We start from the raw sequence: 19661 nt of genomic DNA, 5'->3' as shown, positions 1-19661 counted from the left end.
CGAGTGTCAGGCCCTAGTTGGTCCCGATCCGGCTGAGCAGGTCGACGATCCGGGACTGCACCTCGTTGCTGGTGGACCGCTCCGCGAGGAAGAGCACCGTCTCCCCGGACGCCAGCCGCGGCAGGTCGGCCTGGTCGACGGCGGCCGTGTAGACGACGAGCGGGGTGCGGTTGAGCTGCCCGTTCGCCCGCAGCCAGTCGACGATCCCGGCGTACCCCTCCTGCCGCCGCTGCACCTGCAGCAGGTCCATCACGACCAGGTTCGGCCGGAACTGTCCCGCCAGCGTCACCGCGTCCGCGTCACTGGCGGCCCGCGCGACCTGCATCCCGCGCCGCTCCAGGGTCGCCGTGAGCGCCAGCGCGATCTCCGCGTGCTCCTCGATCAGCAGAACCCGCGGCGGGTGCTGCTCGGTGTCGCGCGGCGCCAGTGCCTTCAGCAGCACGGCCGGATCGGCACCGTACGCCGCGTCCCGCGAGGCCTGCCCGAGCCCGGCCGTGACCAGCACGGGCACCTCGGCGGCCACGGCGGCCTGGCGCAACGACTGCAGTGCCGTGCGCGTGATCGGCCCGGTCAGCGGGTCGACGAACAGCGCGGCCGGGAACGCCGCGATCTGCGCGTCGACCTCCTCGCGCGAGTTCACGATCACCGGCCGGTAGCCGCGGTCGCTCAGCGCCTGCTGGGTGCTGACGTCCGGCGCCGGCCACACGAGCAGCCGCCGCGGGTTGTCCAGCGGCTCGGGCGGCAACTCGTCGTCCATCGGCTGCGGCCGCGGCGGATCGGCCACCTCGACGGCTCCACCGGGCCCGTCCAGCGGCTCGGGCCCCTCGGCGGCGTTCTCGTCCGGTGCGCCTATGGCGTACGACCGTCCGCCGCCCTCGGTCATCTGCGCGAGGCGTGACTGACCGGCGAGGGACGGCTGTGCCGGGACGGGCGCTGCGGCCGGGGCGGGGGCCTGTGCGGCGACCGGCGGCGGCGTGTGCTCGGACGCCGGATGCGGCCGCGCGGCCTGCTCCGGACGGGACCCCCGGCCCGCCGGATGCGGCTGCCCCTGCTCCGGGCGGGCCGTCTGGTCCGTACGCGCCGCCGGGTCGGGCGGCGTGCCGAGCTTGCGGCGGCGGCCCGATCCGCCCGGCTGGTGCGGGGGAGGCGTCGCCGACTGCAGCGCGGCGGACTGCGGGACGGGTGCGGCCGACGGCTGCTGGACCTGGGCCGCCTGCCGGGTGAACGGCACACCCTGGCCGAGCGTCCGCACGCTGATCGCCCGTCCCTGCGTCGAGTTCGGATCGACGGGTGCCGCGGCCTCCGCGGGCAACGGCTGAGCCGCCCGCGGCGCGCCCTCCGGCGGCAGCGGCGTGCCCGGCGCGGGGGTGTGCTGCTGCGCGGCCCGGGCCGGTGTGCCGTTCGCGGGCGCCGGGTGCGCGGCACCGGCCCTCGAGGTGTCGTCGCCGGCGGGCCAGGGCTGGGCGGCCGGAGTGCGGCCGTGCGGCGGGGTGCCGTGGGCGTCCGGGCCCGGAACTCCCTTTGCCGGAGTCCCCTGGGCCGCAGCTCCCTGGGCCGCAGCTCCCTGGGCCGGATCCCCCTGGGCCGGAGCGCCCTGAGGCGGAGTCGCCTGAGCGGGCGCGCCCGGGGGCAGGACACCCTGCCCGGGAGTGGCCTCCGCGGGGAGCGGCCGCCCGGCGGCGGGCTGCTGACCCGGTGCGGCGACGCCCTGCTGCGGCAGGGGCTGGGCCGGGGCCTGAGGCTGCAGGACCTGCCCCGGGAGGGCCGCCTGCACACTCTGCCCGAGCTCGCCCTGAGCGGGTACGGACACACCTTGAGGCGGCACGGCGGGTACCTGTCGAGGTGCGGCGTTTGCCTGCGGATGAACGGTGTTGCCCTGTGCGGGCAGCGACACGTCCTGCGGCGGGACGGCCGTACCCGGCGCAACGGGGGCGGCGGCGACACCGCCCTGCGCCGGCGCGCCGTGGCCGGGCGCGGCCTGCCCCAGCGGGACCTGGCCGGTGGCGTCCGGCTGGGCGGGAACGCCCTGCGCGGCTCCGGCGGGCACGGGCCCTGTCGGCACGGAAGCCGCAGGCATGAAACCCGGAGGCACGGGCCCTGTCGCCGGGAGGCCCACGGGCGCGGCACCTGCGGGTACAGGACCCCCGGGTGCGGAACCAGCCGGTACAGGACCCCCGGGTGCGGAACCAGCCGGAACAGGACCCACGTGGTCGGCAGCCCCCGGCACCGGCGCTCCGGCCTCCTCGGCCGGTCGCGGCGCCACGACGGCCCGGCGCCGACGGCCGGTCGGGGCACTGGTCGGATGCGGCTGCGGCGGAGTGTGATCGGCGGACTGGTCGTGCGGAACGGCGTCGTGCCGCCCCTCATCGGCCACCCCGTCACCGACGCCGGCCGCCCCGGGACCCGTTACGGCCTGCTGCGGCTGGCCCTGGACCGAGGGCTGCCCCTGGGTCGGCACCTGTGCTTGGGCCGGCATCTGTCCCTGTACTGGCACCTGTCCCTGGGCCGGCACCTGCCCCTGAGCCGGCACCTGTCCCTGGGCCGGCACCTGCCCCTGAGCCGGCACCTGCCCCTGTACTGGCACCTGCCCCTGGGCGGGCACCACACCCGGCCCCACATCCGGTGCGGTACCCGGCGTTCCGGCGGGACCGCCGGTGGCCTGTTGCCCCTGGTCGGCCTGGGCCGGGGCTTCCTGCTGGGCGGGGGGCGGAGTCTGATCGGACCCGGCCGGCGGCAGCGCGAACACCGGACGCGGCCCGGCCGCCTCCTGCGCGGCGGCCGCCCGCTCGTTGGCCGCGGCCAGCGCACGACGTCGGCGCCCGGTCGGCTGCCGGCCCTGCCCCTGAGCCGCATCGGCGGAATCGGCGGAATCGGCGGCGTCACCGCCGGACGACGGCGCGGGCAGGGCGGGCGGCAGCGCCGCCTGCTCACCGGGCTCCCGCCGGGCCCGTCGCCCGGACGGTGCGGGCACGCCCTGCGGGGGCACGGTTCCGCCCAGACCCGTGTTCGAGGCGGCGGTCCCCGCCGCGTGCTCGGCGGCCGTCACCACGGCCCCCTCGGCGATGCCCTGGACGGCACTGCCGACGCCGACCGCACCGGCTTCCTCGGCCGCGCGCCGCCGACGCCCGGTGCCGCCGGACGCGCCGCCCGCCACGGCGTCCTCACCGGACGCCTGCGCCGGAAGAGCGGCCGGCTCCCCGGCGGCCCGCCGCCTGCGCCGCCCGGTGGGTACGGCCCCGTCGGCTCCGGGAGTCCCGGCCCCCTCGACTCCGGGAGTACCGGCTCCGTCGCCCTCACCACCCGGAACGTCTCCGTCCAGGAAGGCATCGGTGGTGGCCCGCCGCGCCCGGCGCCGCCCCCCGCCGGAGTTCTGCTCAGCGGCGTCGAGGGCAGCGGGGTCGAGGGCAGCGGGGTCGAGGGCAGCGGGGTCGACGAGGGCGAGCGCGGCGGACTCGTCCACCGGCTGGGCGGCAACAGCTCCGGCCCCGCCTCCGATCGGCACCTCGAGGACGTACGCGCTCCCGCTCATCCCCGGCACTTCGTGCGTCTGCAGCACACCGCCGTGGGCCCGGACGATCCCGCGCACGATGGGCTCGTGCACGGTGTCGCCACCGGCGTACGGGCCACGCACCTCGATACGTACGACCTCGCCGCGCTGCGCCGCCGCCACCACGACGGTGTTGTCCAGATAACCGCCCGCCGACACGGGTGTGTTGCCGGTCGCGTCGACTCCCGCCACGTCCGCGACGAGATGCGCGAGGGCGGTCGCCAGCAGCCGGGGATCGACCTCGGCCTCGATGGGCGGCGCGTGCACGGCGAACTGCACCCGCCCGGGCCCGATCAGCTCGACGGCCCCGTCGACCCCGGCGGCGACGACGGCGTCCAGCATCACCTTCGTACGGGCGACGCTCTCGCTGCCCGCGTCGAGCCGCTGGTAACCGAGGACGTTGTCGATCAGTGTCGTGATGCGCGCATAGCCGGCCGACAGATGGTGCAGCACCTGGTTGGCCTCGGGCCACAGCTGCCCGGCGTCGTCGGCGGCGAGCGCGGCCAGCTCGCGGCGCAGCTCCTCCAGGGGCCCGCGCAGCGACCGGCCGAGCAGGGTCAGCAACTGCTCGTGCCGGGCGGCGAGCGCCTCGAACCGGTCCTTCTCGCGCTCCCCGAGCGCGGCGTAGCGGTCCTCGTTCGCGGCAAGTTCCTCGGCGTGCCGCTCGGTGAGCTCCTCGACCTCGGTGACGTGCTGCTGGCGCAGCGCGGTGAGCTCGGAGGCGTGCTCCTCGGCGATCCGCTCCAGTTCCTCGGCGTGCTTCTTCTCCGCCGCCTCCTTCTCCTCGACGACGGCGTCGTACGGCCGCCGGTCGGTGAAGGTCATCACGGCGCCGACGAGCTGGTCGCCGTCACGCACGGGCGCGGTCGTCAGGTCGACCGGCACCTTGCCGCCGTCCTTGGCGTACAGCACCTGGCCGCGCACCCGGTGCTTGCGCCCGGAGCGCAGGGTGTCGGCGAGCGGCGAGTCCTCGTACGGGAAGGGCGAGCCGTCGGCGCGCGAGTGCAGGACGAGGTTGTGCAGTTCGCGTCCGCCGAGGTCGCTGGCCCGGAATCCCAGTATCTGGGCGGCGGCCGGGTTGACGAGCACGATGCGCCCGTCGGTGTCCGTCCCGACGACGCCCTCGGACGCGGCCCGCAGAATCATCTCGGTCTGCCGCTGGGACCGTGCGAGCTCGGCCTCGGTGTCCACGGTCCCGGACAGGTCGCGCACGACGAGCATGAGCAGCTCGTCGCCGGTGTAGCCGTAACCGTCGTAGGCCTGCTGCCCGTTCTCCAGATTCGCACTGGTGACCTCGACGGGGAACTCGGTCCCGTCGGTCCTGCGCGCGATCATCCGGGTGGGCTTGGTCCGGGCGTGCGGATCGAGGTGCTCCGGCCGGCGCATGGAGCCGGGGATGAGCTTGGAGTCGAACTGCGGCAGCAGATCGAGCAGCCCGCGCCCCACCAGAGCGGTGCCCGGAGTCTCGAAGGCCTCCAGGGCGATGGTGTTGGCGTTGACGACCGTGCCGTTGGCGTTGACCAGCACCAACGCGTCAGGAAGGGCGTCCAGTATGGCTGCGAGGCGAGCAGCGCCTCGGGATGGCCTGCTGCTCACGAGACGCTTCCTCCCTGTTACCGCACCTTGCCGACCGCTCGGGCCATCTTGCCAACCGTCCCGCGGCGTGTCACGCGAGGGAGTCTAAGGGTTGCGGTTGCGCTCGCGACGCCGGATGAGAGGGAGGTAGCACGAGGAAGTGACCCCGAACTGAGAAGCGAGTAACCGTCAAAGGCCCGCCCTCCTGCGACGACGTCGCGGGACCTTCGCGGGACCTTTACGACGACGGCTTTTCTGTACCTTTTGGCCGGGCTGGCGTGATGGGGGCGGAGGGTGGCGCAAATGAGATGCGCGGCGCGGGGCGCGAGGCGCTGGACGCCGCTCCGGGGTTCGCCCCTCGACGACCTGCCGCTCCGACGGCCCGCCGCCCCGCAGCTCCGACGGCCTGTCGCCCCCAGCTAGGACAGCACGCCGCCCTGCCGTCCCACGCCCAGCCGCCGCGCACGGGCCGCCGTGCAGTGCAGTGGCGTGCCGAGCGGGCGGTCGGGGTGGGCGGACGGGGTGGGCGAACGGACCGACGGGCGTACGGGCGGCTCAGGCCCTGGCGCCTCGGGCGTCTCCCATCGCCGGCAGCAGCGGCACGAGCCGGTCCCACCGGGAGATCTGGCAGCCGTCGCGGCGGTCGTACGTGGCGTCGACTGGCCGGCCGGCCCAGGTGCCGGTGACGTGCGCGGTGGCCGGGCCGCCGTACTGCATGGTGCAGAAGCCGCCTTCCGCTGCGGGCGTGAAGACGTCCTGTCCCCAGCGGGTGTCCCGCTCCACGGCGGCACAGGCGCCGCTCGGGTCGGGGTGGCTGCCGCCGTCGGGGTTGCAGTAGAGCTCGAACGTTCCGTCGGCCCCGTTGCCGGCGTTCCGCACGGTGACGGTGAGGTGATCCCGGTCGCGGCCCTCGCCGGGCCTGGTCGGGGACGGCAGACCGGTTCCTTCGGCCTGGGCATACGCGACCGGGGGCACCGCGGTCAGCGACCCGGCGGCGGCGACGGAGGCGGCGGCGCCGACGAGGAGACGCCGCAGGACGGGGCGGGCGGTGGCCCGGGGAGTGGCACGCAACATGCCCTGCCTAACGCGACGTGGCCCCGGATGTTGCGCGCCGACGCCCGAGCGGGGCCCGCACGGGCCTGACAAGGTCTTTGCCCCGTGCCCTTCCCGCCTAGTACCGTGGGGGTCGATTGGTGACAGCACGCTCGACTGTGTCATCATCGGCACGCACCGCTCGCGCTCGCGCGGGAGTGATGCTGGAGGCGTCGCCTAGTCCGGTCTATGGCGCCGCACTGCTAATGCGGTTTGGGTCTTAAAGCCCATCGAGGGTTCAAATCCCTCCGCCTCCGCACTCGATCACGAAGCCCCGGTCACCCGACCGGGGCTTCGCTGTCGTTGCCCTCCAAAGTGCGGCCTGAAGCGCCGTTTCCGCAGCTCACAAGGGGTGCGGCTAACGGATTTCACATGGCGGCGGCAGTCATGTAATGTTCTTCCTGTCGCCGCGAGCGAGCCGGAAGGCCCGAGAGCGGCGAAAAAACAGAACAAGCACTCGTAGCTTAACGGATAGAGCATCTGACTACGGATCAGAAGGTTGCAGGTTCGAATCCTGCCGAGTGCACAGCAGATCAGAGGCCCTGTGGAGCGATCCACAGGGCCTCTGACGTATGCCTTGACGGCGGTGCTTGACGGCAACCGCCTCAGAGGACGGGCACGAGTTGGACCGGCCGTCAGGATCGGCGATGCGCGTTCCAGCTCACCTGCCATGGTGCCGTGCCGCTGCGGAACGCGGACCACTCAGCTGCGGTGGGCCCATCGCCTCACCGTTGGGGTTCTTGGAGTCGCGAAGCGCGACCGCGCCGCCAAGAAGGTGCAGCCCGGGAGACTGCCGCGAAGGAAGAGGGCCTCGGCGAAGAAGACGTCCGCGCGCCGGCCGCCTAACAAGGCCAATGACCGTACCTGGCGACTCAACGCTCCCACGCGTCTGCATGTCTTTCGCCGAGCGTCGAGCCTCTCCTCCCTGGCACGGAGCTGCGGCGGTGGCGCACAGTGACTACCTGTTGTGAGACTACGTCTCACTCGACGAGAGGGCTCCCGAAGAAGAGTGATTCCGCTGGCCTTCGTCCACAGAAGGGGCTTCTGGGTACGAGAAGGAGGGCTGCTCCCCGTCCAGGGGCACCAGAGAGGGCGCAGGGCTTGCATCAGCCGCTTTGGCGATCGCCATTTCGATCTCCGGCACCGAGTCAGCTCGAGCAGAGGAATGCGTATGGGCGGTGGACCTCAAGCCTGCAACCCCGAATTCAACCGTACTCATTCGGGTCGTCAGGTTTGAAATAGCCGTGTCGACCTGGTTTTTCAGGGCCGTAACCCTCTCTTCCAATGCTGCGATTTTTTGTGTGGCCTGCTCGATGCGGGCGAGCCTTCCCTGAAGGTCAGGGTTTGTGAACCTTCCCGTGACCTCGACATCTCCTTGGAAGTGCCCCGCCTTCCCTTGATCTGCCTTCGCGAATAGGGCATTCCCCTTCTTCGTCACCGCGATTACGCCAGTGCCCTCGTCGCAGGTTCCGTACACGCCGTGACCGCCCGCAGCGGAACTGATACCTACGATCCCGCCATGGTGAGGATTCCGCGATTCCCCTCGGATACCTTCACCCATCTCTGACCTGCCGTACACGCCAGCGCCAACCTGACTCAGACCGACAACGCCGGTCCCCTTATTGGCCTGCCCCCACACTCCTTGGCCATTTTCACCATTGTGGAGGCCGAGGACGCCAGACTTTCCGACGGTCTTTGAGATGCCAGCCACGCCGTCGTTGTGGTCGCTAATCCCCACCACACCGATGGCATTAGGGCTGGAATATCCATGTCCCCAGACACCGTTTCCTGAGCCTCGGCCGTAGAGACCGTTTCCGCCTTGCTCCGCCACGCCGGCGACGCCTGCATGGCCATTTGCGCGACTCACTCCGAGCACGCCGTTCCACTTCGCGCTATCCCCCCTGACCCCTGGAATACCTTCTTCCGTTGAAGAGCCCTGAATTGGCGTGCTCATCTCGTTCTCCTTCGGTCGCGTGCAGTTAACTAGACACAACCTGATCTAGCACATCGGCGCCAGCGCATAGATCCATTCGGATCACCCCTACGCTGTTGGAGGCTGGAATCAGGTCCCCTCGGAGAGATGGGGACGGCCCAGCGCGGTCGCCAGGAGCCAACTATCAGTGCCCGTCCGGATCGTTGTTGTCACCCCTCAGCGCGTCTCCGACGCGGTCGAAGGCGGACCGCTGAGAGTCGAGCCGGACGAAGGTGTAGATGTCCATGGTCACGCGGATCGAGCTGTGTCCCAGGACTTCCATGATCATGCGGGCATCGGCGCCCTGCTCATGGAGGAGCAAGGCGCAGGTGTGGCGCAGGTCGTGGAAGCGGACCCTGCGGATGTCGGCGCGGACGCACAGCGCCTCGAAGGAGCGGTTCAGGTTGCGCGGCTCGATGGGAGTCCCGTTCTTCGTGGTGAAGGCGAGGCCGTGGCTCGTCCCCTTACAGTTGGCACCTGCCGCCTTCCGGTCGGCGATCTGTTGGGCACGCAACCCCGCCCACTCCGAGCACCAGGACCAGGCCGGGACGCGTCAAGCTCGACCGCGCCACCAGACCGCCCCCAGCTCACATCCGCGCGGCCGGTGGAGTCGCAGGGCATGTCGGCAACGCTCATGCAAGATCGAGGGCCAGGCCGTGACGCTTGGAAGAAGCGTGGTTAAGGCAGGCGAGTGGTTGCTGGAAGCACACGTGGCGGGTGCTCGTTCGGCTCGCCCGCCGTCATGGCTGACTTTCGGTGGCTCAGGTCAAGGCCCTTCCTCGTTGGACAACATGAAGCCGAGGGCCCGCACCCGCATCCGAGCACGCCAACTGCCCCGGCTACCATCGGCACCGGCGTCCTGATCAGGGCTTCCGCGACCGGACCACCCGGAATGCTGTCCAGGCTGAGGGGTGGTCCGGTCTCTTGTTGTTGGTCTTGGTTATGCGAGCGTCGCCGGGCGAACCAGGCTCTAGAGGCAGCTCAGGGCCTTACCTACCTCGTAGATGGTCGGCCGGTCTTCGGGAGCATGGCTGAGCATGGCTTCGATCAACTCGCCCAGCTCACCCGGCGCCTTGACGGGACGGCGTCTGCCGTTGGCCACGGCCTCTCTCTGGACGGGGCGTGGAGCGTCGTCCGGGTACTCGACAGCCCGCCAGCCGGTGGCCGAGATGAGCAGGGAGGCGCCGAGGGCGTAGACGTCGGCTTCCGGCGTGGGCTCGGCTTCACCCGTGGCGAGCACGCTGCGCGCGATCTCCGGTGCTTCGTAGTGGACGAGGCAGCCGCGGAACGGGAAGTCGTACCCCTCGGGGACGTGTCCGCCTCGGGCTAGAGCCAGGTCGATCAGATGCGTCCGTTCTGGTCCGACGATGAAGTGGGCGGGCTGCACGTCACCATGGGCCCAGCCCTTGGCGTGCAGTTCGGCCAGGGCCTCGACACAACCCAGCGCCACGCCGGCATGCGGTGCGATGGACGAGCCTTTGCCACGGCAGGGCTCCCACAGTCGGTACAGGTCCGGCCCTTCATGCCACGGCTGGAAGTTCCACGTTCCGCCCTCCCACTCTCCGTACGCGAAGTCGTCGAAGTCGAGGCGATGCAGTACGGCACCCTCGCGTGCGGGCGCGAGGGCGGTCCAGGGCTGGGCGGGCCAGTCGGCCGTAGCCTCGATCGGATAGCCGACCTTGACGGCGTAGTGACCTCGATGGCTCTGCACCTCCCAGACCATGGAGCCCCGGCGGTTCAGGACCAGGCGCTGAGACGTGGGCATGAGGGCGTCGAGCACAACGATCGGCAGTTCAGAGGGTGAGCCGGACAACGTCTGTTCTCCTTCCGGGCGAACGCGGCCGACCACGAGTCGAGGCCGGCCGCGCCGCTGCTGTCTTGCTACGCCTGGCCGTACGGGCGGCCGCAGTCGGAGTCGCACTGGGCAAGGTTCGTGCCGTTCACGGTCCACAGGTCATCGAAGACCATGAACCCCGCAGTCTTCATGGCGCGTGCCGAAGCGGCGACCTGCTTCGGATCACGGGCGCCACCACCGGGCTTGGGGTTGTGGTGCAGGAAGCGGCCCGCGTGCCGCTCGCACAGCTCGGCGTACTCCTTCGTGTGCAGGATGAGCGCGTGCAGGCCCAGGTCCACGTCGTCCGACGGGACCATGGGGACGATCGCGGTGGCTGCGGTGACCACGAAGGCGACCGCCTGGTCCGCGATCCGCTCGGCACGCTCGGGTGACTGCCCGCTGTGGACGACCACGAAGTGGGCGAGGCTCTGGAACAGCTCCTCGCCAGCCACCGCGCGGCCGGTCCTCTGGTCGTTCGCCGTTGCCGTCATGCGAGTACTCCCTTATGGGTAGTGGAGCGTGGCACTTTCAGGATTGGGAGGCCGCCCCGAACGGTGGTGGGGGAACCGGGGAATGAGCACCCGCCCGGGGCGGCCGGTCTACTAGCCGACAGCGAGAGCCATGCCGATCACCAGGCCGCACGACCCGCTGATCATGATGATGAAGAGGACTCCCGCGTATCGGCCGATGGCGCGCATCACAGCCCGTCCCTGCTGTTGCCGTTCCTGATGGCCAGGCGTGCGCTCAATTCCTCCCGAGCACTCGGCTGCACCACCTTGTCCGGCATGGCATCCCACTCCCGGTCGCCGCCGATGGGCCGTATCTGCACTCGGCCGCCGAGCTCACCCATGACGATGCCGATACGTCCCTTGGCGGTGTCCTTCGCCAGTTCACCGATGCCTGGTCTGGTCTGCTGGTTGCTCGCCATGCAAGGGAGCATCGTGATCGGAGGGCCGCCGCCAAAAGGTCAGGCTGATTACCCAACTTGGGTAACATCGCGGGAAGTAGAGAACCAGCGACGTTGCGTAGCCCTCGCAGTGTGGGAGCTTGCCGATGCCCGACCCGGACCGGCCGCAGGAACTGCCGGCCAGGCTGCTCACCGATCCCGAGATGATCGATGCGTGTCGGGTCCGGGACTTCGCCAGAGTCTTCCGGCTGGTGAAGGTCAGGGCGGGGATCTACCCCTCGATGATCGCCCGCCGTTGTGACCTGACACCGAGCCGCGTGGGCGAAGTCATCGCAGGCCGACGCCACTTGCAGCACATGGATGTCATCGAGCGAATCTCAGACGGCTTGCGCATCCCAGGAGACATGCTTGGGCTTGCCCGCCGAGCGTGGGAGACGCCCCAGGCCCTCGTGGTCGACGAGCGCGAGGCGCCCCAGAGGTCGGAGCCGGAGCAGCAGGCCCCCGCGTCTCTGCCAGGTCCCGATGTGGACAGCATCTTGGCGCTGGCCACACGAACCAGTCTGAACAAGGCCACGCTTGAAGCTTTTCCGCTCTTCGATCGAGGACTACTGGCGACGAGACGACCAGCATGGGGGCGAAGCACTGCGGCCAGCCATCGTCGGCCAGCTCCGTTATGTCGTCGGACTCTTGAAGGAGAGCCGACCGCCGTCGATCCAGAACGGCCTGTACGGCATCGCGGCCGAGTTGGCACGCCTGACCGGCTGGACCTACTTCGATGCCCGCCAGTACAACCAGGCCCGCGCCTACTTCACCGAGGCCCTGCAACTGGCGAAGGAGATCGACGACCGGCAGTTCATGGCTAACGTCCTCGCCTGCGGACTGACCACGAAGATCCACCTCGCGGACGACGGCAACTGCCGGCCTCTCGCATTCGTTCTCACCGCAGGACAGGCCGGCGACGCACCGGCCTTCACCGCGTCATGGCCCGCCTGCGTGTTCCCCGTCGGCGAGGACGGCCCCGGACCAGGCCGGACGTGGTCCTGGCCGATAAGGCGTACTCCTCACGCGCGATCCGCGAGCACCTGAGCAGGCGCGGCATCCGGGCAGTGATCCCCGTCCCGGCGGACCAGCGGAGCCACCGGCTGCGTCGCGGCAGCAGGGGTGGCAGACCACCGGCCTTCGACCGCGAGACCTACAAACAACGCAACACCGTGGAGCGGTGCATCAACCGCCTGAAGCAGCGGCGCGGCATCGCCACCCGTTACGAGAAGACCGCGACCAGCTACCTGGCCGGACTCTACGTCGCGGGCATCTTCCTCTGGTCCGCCCGGTGATCCAACGGAACTTCCTAGCGGCCGGCGGCCGCCACGGGACGCTGACGGTACTTCCCCGGTGGGATGCCGTACTCGCGCTTGAACGCCTTGGCGAAGGCGAACTCCGAGGTGTAGCCCGCGCGTTCCGCCACGGCGCGCAGCGGTGTGTCGCCCGAGCGCAGCAGGCGGCCCGCCGCCGTCATGCGCACCCAGGTCAGGTAGGCCAGGGGCGATCTGCCCACCAGGGCGGTGAAGCGGCGTGCGAATGCGGCCCTGGACAGGCCGACATGGGACGCCAGCCCGTCCACCGTCCAGGGCAGGGCCGGGTCGGAGTGCATCGCCTGCAGCGCGGTGGTCACTGCGGGGTCCCGCAGGGCTGCCGCCCAGCCCGTCGCCTCCCGCCCCTCCGCGGATTTGCGCAGCCACCACGTCCGCAGCAGGTATACCAGCAGCGTGTCCAGGAGGCCGGAGACGATCGCGTCGGAGCCGGGGTGCGGATCCGCCAGTTCCGCGCCTAGCAGGTCGAGGGCGGACCGGAGGCCGTGGTGTGTCCCGATTGCGGACCGGATGTGGACGACTGGAGGCAGCTCCGAGAGCAGCGGGTGCGCCCGCGACCGGTTCAACTGGTAGGCACCGCAGAGCAGCACAGTGTCCGCGTCGTCCAGACCGGGGCCGGGATCCGCCAGCACCGGCCACGATCCGTCCGGCCCCAGCGCGAAGTCCTCCAGGGGAGTGTCGGGATGGTCGGCCAGGGCGTGCCCGTAGCCGTGCGGCAGGAAGACCACGTCGCCGGACCCGAGGGCCACCGGAGCGGCTTCCCCGGGGCGCAGGAGACAGGCCGCGCCCTGGAGCACGACGTGGAATCCGGCGCCCTGCGAGGCGGGGAACCGCACGCCCCACGGAGCGGTCTGCGCCGTGCGGGAGGAGTGCGGTCGTCCCGTGCGCATGGCGGCGACCACGTCGCTGAGCACATCCATGCTCGAACCGTACGGCATGCGATCCGCGAGACGATCGGACAGTAAGGGAAGACATTGCGACATGGATCGTCTCGTTGCTGATACATAGCGTCGTCTCCATGACGACTTCCCTTCACACCAAGGCGGTTCTCTTCCACGAACTCGGCGGTCCCGAGGTGCTTCGCGTCGAGGACGTGCCGCTCGGCCCGCCCGGCCCCGGTGAGGTGCTGTTCCGCGTGGACGCGATAGGCCTCAACCGTGCCGACGCCCTCTTCCGCGCGGGCACCTACTACTACCCGCCCACCCTGCCTGGCTCACGACTCGGCTACGAGGCCGCCGGGGTCGTCGAGGCGGTCGGCGAGGGCGTGACCGGCTTCTCGTCTGGCGACCCAGTGATGGCCGCGGCCAACTTCGACTTCGGGGTCCACGGCGTGTACGCCGAGCGGGTCGTATTGCCGCAGGAGTCGGTGGTAAATCGCCCTGTCGGCGCCGACGCCGTGACCTCGGCGGCGGCCTGGCTGACCTACACCACCGCATACGGCGGGCTGGTGGAGACCGCCGGGATGGCCCCCGGCGACCATGTGGTGATCACCGGCGCGTCGAGCGGTGTCGGCACGGCCGCGATCCAGACGGCCCTGCGGCACGGCGCGATCCCCATCGCCACCACGCGCGGCCCGCGGAAGCGGCAGCGGCTTTTGGAGCTCGGCGCGGCCCATGTGATCGCGACGGACTCCGAGGATCTGGTCACAGAGGTCCGTCGAATCACCGGGGGCAAGGGCGCCGAGATCGTCTTCGACGCCATCGGCGGTCCCGGCTTCGCCGCACTCGGCGACGCCCTCGCCCCCCGCGGCACAGCGGTGCTGTACGGCTGGCTCGACCCGCGTCCGGCGCAGTTGGGTCTGAACTGGCCCCAGACGGTTCACATGTACAACAACGGCACTCTCGTGGAGCGTTCCGACCTCCGGCGGCGCGCCGCCGCATACATCGGCTCGGGACTGACCGACGGCACGCTTGCGCCCGTGATCGCCGAGACCTTCGATGGGCTGGACCGCGTCGCCGACGCGCACCGGCTGATGGAGTCCAACGCACACACCGGCAAGATCCTCGTAACCCTGTAGGGCACAGGCGGCGGCTGAACGGTGATCCAAACGAAACCGCCTAGTGCTGTGACCATGATCGTTCACCGGGTTTGGCCGCGATGTCTTGATCAGCTGGACGGTTGGACCACCTAGCCTGTCCGGCGATTGAGTCCTCCTCAGGTCTTCCCCCAGCGGCACGCCTTCCTCTGCAGGGAGGAGACGGTCCGCCGTAGCGGGTGACGCGCGGCTGCCGTGGCCAGGACCAGCATGTAAGTCATGACCACAGCGCCCGCTCCTCTCCCCGTCTCCGCGCCCGCCCCCGTTTGGGCTCGTCGCGCCGCCCACGCCATCGCCCTGTGCGCAGTTCCGTCCGGCCTGTGGCGCATCGCCATGGCCTCCGGTGTTTATGTGGGCTACAGCGATCAGGTGCTGCGCGACGTCTTCGACATACCGGGCTGGGGCATCGCATACGCCGTCGGCCTCTCCGTCTTTGCCGAGCTGGCCGCTTTGTTTCCGCTGTTACTCGTCAGCGACCGGTGGCGGCCGCTGCGCCCCCAGGCCCTGGCTGCAGTGGCCTGGACCGCCTCGGGGGTCCTGGTCCTGGTGGCACTGTGGCAACTCGTGGTCGCTTTCACCGTCGAGAGTCAGACGTACATGTCGAGTGGTATGGCACAGACCATATGGGGCTTCGTCTTCGCCCCGCTGTTCGCCATCCCGGCCCTGATGACCGCGGTGACCTGGTCGTACGCAAAGCGGCACCGGACACGAGGACAGGCATAGCCCTACCCTGGATATCTTCCGCCGCTTCACGACCGGAGACAGGCGTGCCCAATGGCTGGGCTGCTCGTGCTGTGTCGCCGGGCTGGTCAGTTTGGAAGGACGCCCCCTCGCCGTCCCAGCATGACCCGCAACCCGGTCGGTACACGGCCGCGGCCTGGGCATGGTCAACGTCATCACACACCGGGCCGTCGTCCACGGCAGCCACAGCGGCTACATCGTCACCGCGAACTCTTCACGGACACCCGGCCCGGAGGACACCCGTGCTGATGGACAAGCCCCAGCGGGGCTTCTGGTGCGAGTGCTGGACGCAAGATGTCAACGACGAGACGGGGCGGCCGGCACTCCGAGCATCCTTCGACGCCTACTCGGCACCGCAAGCAGACAGATGGGTAGCGGTCGCCCTGCGCACCATCTCACCAGCACTCGATCCCGACGCCTCCGACGAGGCCTGGGCCTGGCTTTACGACGGCCGCATCGATACACGGCGAGCCCTCCTGCGCCTGGAACCCCGCACGGTCTCTGTGACCCACGCCAGCACCCGCATCACATGGACGATCCGGCCAGTGGTCTTCCTACCCCTGGCCCACCGCCAAGGTGTGGAACTCCCAGTGCGCGCATACGACTTCAAAGCAGCCCGCCTACGGCGTGCAGCGCGCAACACCGCCGACGCGGACAGTCGGAGCAGGATGCAACCCGACCCGGCCGAGCGCGGGACCTGGCCGAAGCGGGTTCGCCTGACCACACCGCGCTACCGCGAGCATCGCCCTCAAGATCAGTTACGGGACAAGCCTCAGGGGAGGCCCGGAGCTGGCTGCGAATCGTCCATACGTCCAGAGCGTGCAGGCGCGATGGCGTGAGGGCTGCGACGTATCCAGGAGGCATGGCTGAGGCCAGTACGGGGTTGCTCGAGGCACACGTGACGGGTGCCCGCTCGACGTGCCCGCCGTCGTGGCTGGCTTTCGGCGGCTGAGGCACATACGAACAGTGCACTGACCGCTCAGCTGCTGTCAGCCCGCCTGACTCGGCTTGGAGGGGGCAGCGCTCCACAACGGGCCGGCACTGCGGGTCACAGATGCCGTGGCCATCTGGAGAACAGCCTCCCCATGAGCCTCAGGTCTCGGAATGCTAAACCCTGAGGTCAATTCGATGCATAGCCACACAGGCGCACGGCGTCCTCAGGTTCGACTCACCCTGCTGGACCGCCAACAAGCCGCTCGCCAAGATCACAGCGGTCTGAGAAGGAACCGACTCCCCGGGTCCCACGCAGGGCAGCACCTGCACCACAGCCCCGCCGGATGACCCGCGCCGGCCGGTGACCACCACACGGTGGTCACCGGCCGACTGTCGTTTTCCATAGAACTGCTCGTCGCCACCACCCAACAGCCGTTCGAGCTGTTCCCGCTCCATGACCTCACCCCCGCTCCGGATCCTGCTGTACAGCAACGAAGTACAGCAACCCAGCAGCCGCCAGCGACCGACACCGGCCCGCACGGCCCTCCCCGCAGCCTGTATGACCTCCAATGACCGATCTCTCCAGAGCTACGGATCAGAAGGTTGCAGGTTCGAATCCTGCCGAGTGCACAGCAGATCAGAGGCCCTGTGGAGCGATCCACAGGGCCTCTGACGTATGCCTTGACGGCGGTGGTTGACGGTAGCCGCCTCAGAACGCGGGCACAGAGTCACGAAACGCGACCGTGCCGCCACGGAGGTGAACCAGCCGGCCAAGAAGGTTGGCCGCGAAGCAGTGCCTCACGAAGGCGAAGGTGACGGCGAAGAACACGTGGGGCCGCCGGCCGCTTGGCCGCGACGGTGGCCGCGGGCGGCAACGGCTCCAGCCGGTCCACTGGCCGTTCGTCCGTTACTCATCCGCCGGACGAGCCGCGGCTGGGGTCAGACCCTCATGTGCCGTTCAGCGTTGCGTTGCCCCGTCGCGACGACCGGGCACTCCACGCCCAACGGCTCCTCCACCATAACTCCACGGCTGCTCACGCCACTTCGCATTACGATCACGTGGCCGCTGCTGAGCAGGACATCGCGAGGGGGACACGGACGTGAGGGGAACACAGGGCCACGGAGGCCGCCGGCGGGGCGGGGGCACGGCTGCGTTGGCTGTCGCCACGATGCTGCTTCCACTCGTCGCGGGGTGTGGCGGGGGCCATGACGACGCCGACCGCGGCGGCAAGGGCACTCGGGCGGCTGCCGGACAGAAGGGCGGGAGCAAGAACGCAGACCAGGGGAGCGGTGCCTTCCCGGACAAGGGCGTGATCGTCACCGCCTCGTGTTCCGTGCCCGCGAGCAAGCCGGCCAGCGTGACGGTCACGGGCTGGAGTGAGACGACGTGGGAACGGACCGTCTCCCGGACCTTCACCGTCCCGGCCGAGGCCGTGGTCGCGGAGGCCGACGATGTCGCCTCCCCGCTCGTGGAGCTGTGCGCTGACAACTTCCCTGGTGCCGGTACGTCCGAGGACGGGCCGCGCGCTGTCGCGGACAGCAGGCTGCGGCAGCTCTTCGACAAGGACTTCTCCCGGATGGCCGTCGTTCTCATCGATCGAGAGACCGAGGCGACAGGGGTGGGATACGTCGACACCAGCGGCAAGCTGACCAAGCTGTCCGGTGAACAGAGCGAGGACTTCGGTGACACGCCCAAAGAGGAGAACGCCGTCTTCGCCCAGGACGGAAGTGCTGTCTGGTTCACCGAGACCGACTCCTCGGATCGTGTGCGGATCGCCAGCCGTTCCCTCGCGGGAGATCATGCAGTAACCGAACAGGGGGGCGGTGATGGCGGTTACATGGACGGGGCCGGCCTTGCGCTCGCGGGTGACCCGGTGCGCGGGCTCTTCGGCGAGGACGTCCGGATCAGTCACGACGGGCGCAAGGCGACGGCCTTCATCACCTGGCGGGGCTTCAACGTGGCCGACGTGCCACAGCGCAGTGCGCTGCTCAAGGCCGAGCGTGTGAAGGCAACCGGCATTCCCTCTGCCGCCGACTGCTTCCCCTACGGCTGGGTCGACGACAGGACCGTGCTGTGCGGCCCCCGGCTCGGCGAGGTCGAGGACCCGAAGCGGAAGAACTCCTTCTGGACGCTGGACACTTCTCGGCTCGACGGCACGGCGGATCTCCCGAAGGGTGCCCTGGGTGATCCGATCATCCCGGCGACGGATCGGAAGAACACAGTGCGGGCCATTTCGCAGGACGGAAAGCAGATGATCTTCACCTCGCTCCAGGGCACCCGGCTCGAGCTCTTCGTCTCCGCCATCGCTCCCGGCGCAACCCCGAAGAAGATCACTGCCAAGGGCGCGGACAGGGCGCTGAGCGTGGGGGACGTCCTGGAGTGGCGGTAAAGGCCGACACTGCAGCTCGCCCCTCCCTGTAATCCGCGAGCGCGGGACCGTGCACAGGCCCTTGTAAAGCGAATTCATGGCGCGTATGTGCTGCCAGGTGGAGCTTCTTGCGCGGCTGAGGCGAGGCGACCGAGGAGGTGCCGTCGTCTGTGGCGGGAGAGAACGAAGGCACGGTCTTGCGCGGACAGGTGAGGGAGTTGCAAACGGCAGCCAGACCCACGACGCTCAAGCGCAGGCTTCTTCTGCGTCGGTGGCGGGCCGCGTCGGGGAAGGGGACGCTTGAGTCGGGGGCAACGTGATGGAGGGGTACTCCATGACCCAGACCAGCCCGGACCACAAGGCGCGCACACCGTTTCTTTCCCGCCCCGGCGTCCGCCGCTTCCTGCCGTTCTTTCTGGTCAGCGCGGTCGCTCTGATCTTCATCTTCGAGAACCGCTCGGACGTCGAGATCCGTCTGCTCGTGCCGATCGTGACCATGCCGCTGTGGGGAGCCCTCCTGATCGCCTGGGCCCTCGGCCTGCTCGCCTGTGTCCTCACCGTGCGCCGACGGTCGAGCCGGCACCGGCAGCCCAGGTAGCCGACGGTCGAGCCGGCACGGGCAGCCCAGGTAGCCGACGGTCGAGCCGGCACCGGCAGCCCAGGCAGAGGCGGTGGGTCCCCAGGCGCCCCAGGGGTGAGATGGCCGGCCGGGGGCTTGGTTCAGTCCGGGCGGCAGTGCTCTTCCAGGTAGGTCGCCGCCAGCGTGCTCGCGCGGGTGAACCAGTCGTGCAGGACCGCGATCTCGTCCGGCGAGTACTCGGCGAAGAGGTGTGTGAGGCGGGCGTAGTACGGCTCGTAGACCTCCCGCACCCGGGCGACCGCGTCGGGCTGGGCCGCGACGCGGATACGGCGGCGGTCCGTGGGGTCGGGGCGGCGGGTGATGTAACCGGCGCGCTCCAGGCGGTTGAGGATGCCGGTGACCGCGCCGGTGGTGACATGGACGCGAGCCGCCAGGTCGCCGGCCGTGGGCAGGTTCTCGCCGGCCTCGATGACATACGCGAAGCAGGTGAGGTCGGTCACACTCAGGCCCACCTGTTGGGCGATCTCGTGCTGTCCGACCAGGTGAGTCGCGATGAGCTGGTCCATCGCCGACAGCGCCTGCTCCGGTGTCGCGGCCGGACGAGGCTTCGCGCGCATTCCCAGATCCCTTAGTTCGTGAGATGTTTGGATCGTAAAAGTCTTAGCAGGTGAGGGGTTCGGTGGGTGGACCCTCGGTGCGAGGGAGT

The 19661-nt window shown here is 70.0% G+C and carries 13 protein-coding genes, 2 tRNA genes and 3 pseudogenes; 9 read left to right on the top strand and 9 right to left on the bottom strand.

The features are described from left to right. Window positions 1–13: 13 nt before the first annotated feature. Window positions 14–5143, bottom strand: coding sequence for a PAS domain-containing protein (locus tag ACZ7EG_RS10700; protein ID WP_471075241.1), 5130 nt, complete (start codon window positions 5141–5143; stop codon window positions 14–16). A gap of 534 nt (window positions 5144–5677) precedes the next feature. Then, complete coding sequence (locus tag ACZ7EG_RS10695; protein ID WP_471075238.1) at window positions 5678–6196, bottom strand: SSI family serine proteinase inhibitor; 519 nt, start codon at window positions 6194–6196, stop codon at window positions 5678–5680. Between the two features lie 184 nt (window positions 6197–6380). On the opposite strand from ACZ7EG_RS10695, the gene ACZ7EG_RS10690 reads away from it, so the two are divergent. Then, window positions 6381–6471, top strand: a tRNA-Ser gene (locus ACZ7EG_RS10690). 196 nt (window positions 6472–6667) lie between these two features. Further along, window positions 6668–6740 (top strand) — tRNA-Arg (locus tag ACZ7EG_RS10685). Between the two features lie 447 nt (window positions 6741–7187). On the opposite strand, the gene ACZ7EG_RS10680 is transcribed toward ACZ7EG_RS10685, so the two are convergent. The 5 genes from ACZ7EG_RS10680 to ACZ7EG_RS10660 form a co-directional block, all read right to left on the bottom strand. Then, window positions 7188–8168 carry a hypothetical protein gene (locus ACZ7EG_RS10680; RefSeq protein WP_471075235.1) on the bottom strand — a complete coding sequence of 327 codons (981 nt, stop codon included), beginning with the start codon at window positions 8166–8168 and terminating at the stop codon, window positions 7188–7190. Window positions 8169–8331: 163 nt separating this feature from the next. After that, window positions 8332–8700, bottom strand: coding sequence for a tyrosine-type recombinase/integrase (locus ACZ7EG_RS10675; protein ID WP_471075232.1), 369 nt, complete (start codon window positions 8698–8700; stop codon window positions 8332–8334). 456 nt (window positions 8701–9156) lie between these two features. After that, on the bottom strand, window positions 9157–9999 hold the full coding sequence (locus ACZ7EG_RS10670; RefSeq protein ID WP_471075230.1) for a protein kinase family protein: 843 nt from the start codon (window positions 9997–9999) through the stop codon (window positions 9157–9159). Between the two features lie 68 nt (window positions 10000–10067). Beyond that, window positions 10068–10511 (bottom strand): glycine-rich domain-containing protein, encoded by a 444-nt coding sequence (locus tag ACZ7EG_RS10665; RefSeq protein ID WP_471075227.1) that lies wholly within the window; start codon window positions 10509–10511, stop codon window positions 10068–10070. A 206-nt stretch (window positions 10512–10717) separates the two neighbouring features. Then, complete coding sequence (locus ACZ7EG_RS10660) at window positions 10718–10960, bottom strand: hypothetical protein (protein ID WP_471075224.1); 243 nt, start codon at window positions 10958–10960, stop codon at window positions 10718–10720. A 113-nt stretch (window positions 10961–11073) separates the two neighbouring features. On the opposite strand from ACZ7EG_RS10660, the pseudogene ACZ7EG_RS10655 reads away from it, so the two are divergent. Beyond that, window positions 11074–11803 (top strand): annotated as a pseudogene (locus ACZ7EG_RS10655) (tetratricopeptide repeat protein); the annotation flags it as partial. Further along, window positions 11804–12261, top strand: a pseudogene (locus ACZ7EG_RS10650) (IS5 family transposase); the annotation flags it as partial. Between the two features lie 14 nt (window positions 12262–12275). On the opposite strand, the gene ACZ7EG_RS10645 reads toward ACZ7EG_RS10650, so the two are convergent. Continuing rightward, on the bottom strand, window positions 12276–13217 hold the full coding sequence (locus tag ACZ7EG_RS10645) for an AraC family transcriptional regulator (protein ID WP_471075221.1): 942 nt from the start codon (window positions 13215–13217) through the stop codon (window positions 12276–12278). Between the two features lie 98 nt (window positions 13218–13315). On the opposite strand from ACZ7EG_RS10645, the gene ACZ7EG_RS10640 reads away from it, so the two are divergent. The 5 genes and pseudogenes from ACZ7EG_RS10640 (at window position 13316) to ACZ7EG_RS10620 (ending at window position 18973) form a co-directional block, all read left to right on the top strand. Beyond that, window positions 13316–14314, top strand: coding sequence for a zinc-dependent alcohol dehydrogenase family protein (locus tag ACZ7EG_RS10640; RefSeq protein ID WP_471075218.1), 999 nt, complete (start codon window positions 13316–13318; stop codon window positions 14312–14314). A 237-nt stretch (window positions 14315–14551) separates the two neighbouring features. Next, window positions 14552–15055 carry a hypothetical protein gene (locus tag ACZ7EG_RS10635; protein ID WP_471075215.1) on the top strand — a complete coding sequence of 168 codons (504 nt, stop codon included), beginning with the start codon at window positions 14552–14554 and terminating at the stop codon, window positions 15053–15055. A gap of 266 nt (window positions 15056–15321) precedes the next feature. Beyond that, a pseudogene (locus ACZ7EG_RS10630) lies at window positions 15322–15684 on the top strand (hypothetical protein); the annotation flags it as partial. A gap of 1491 nt (window positions 15685–17175) precedes the next feature. Next, on the top strand, window positions 17176–18396 hold the full coding sequence (locus tag ACZ7EG_RS10625) for a hypothetical protein (RefSeq protein ID WP_471075212.1): 1221 nt from the start codon (window positions 17176–17178) through the stop codon (window positions 18394–18396). Between the two features lie 313 nt (window positions 18397–18709). Continuing rightward, window positions 18710–18973, top strand: coding sequence for a hypothetical protein (locus tag ACZ7EG_RS10620; RefSeq protein ID WP_471075209.1), 264 nt, complete (start codon window positions 18710–18712; stop codon window positions 18971–18973). 122 nt (window positions 18974–19095) lie between these two features. Here ACZ7EG_RS10620 and ACZ7EG_RS10615 read toward each other — a convergent pair whose 3' ends face one another. Next, on the bottom strand, window positions 19096–19572 hold the full coding sequence (locus ACZ7EG_RS10615; RefSeq protein ID WP_471075206.1) for a MarR family winged helix-turn-helix transcriptional regulator: 477 nt from the start codon (window positions 19570–19572) through the stop codon (window positions 19096–19098). Window positions 19573–19661 lie beyond the last annotated feature (89 nt).

Source organism: Streptomyces sp. NPDC037100, assembly GCF_055606225.1.
The sequence above is the reverse complement of the archived record's forward strand: the minus strand, read 5'-3'. Positions and strand labels throughout refer to the sequence as shown.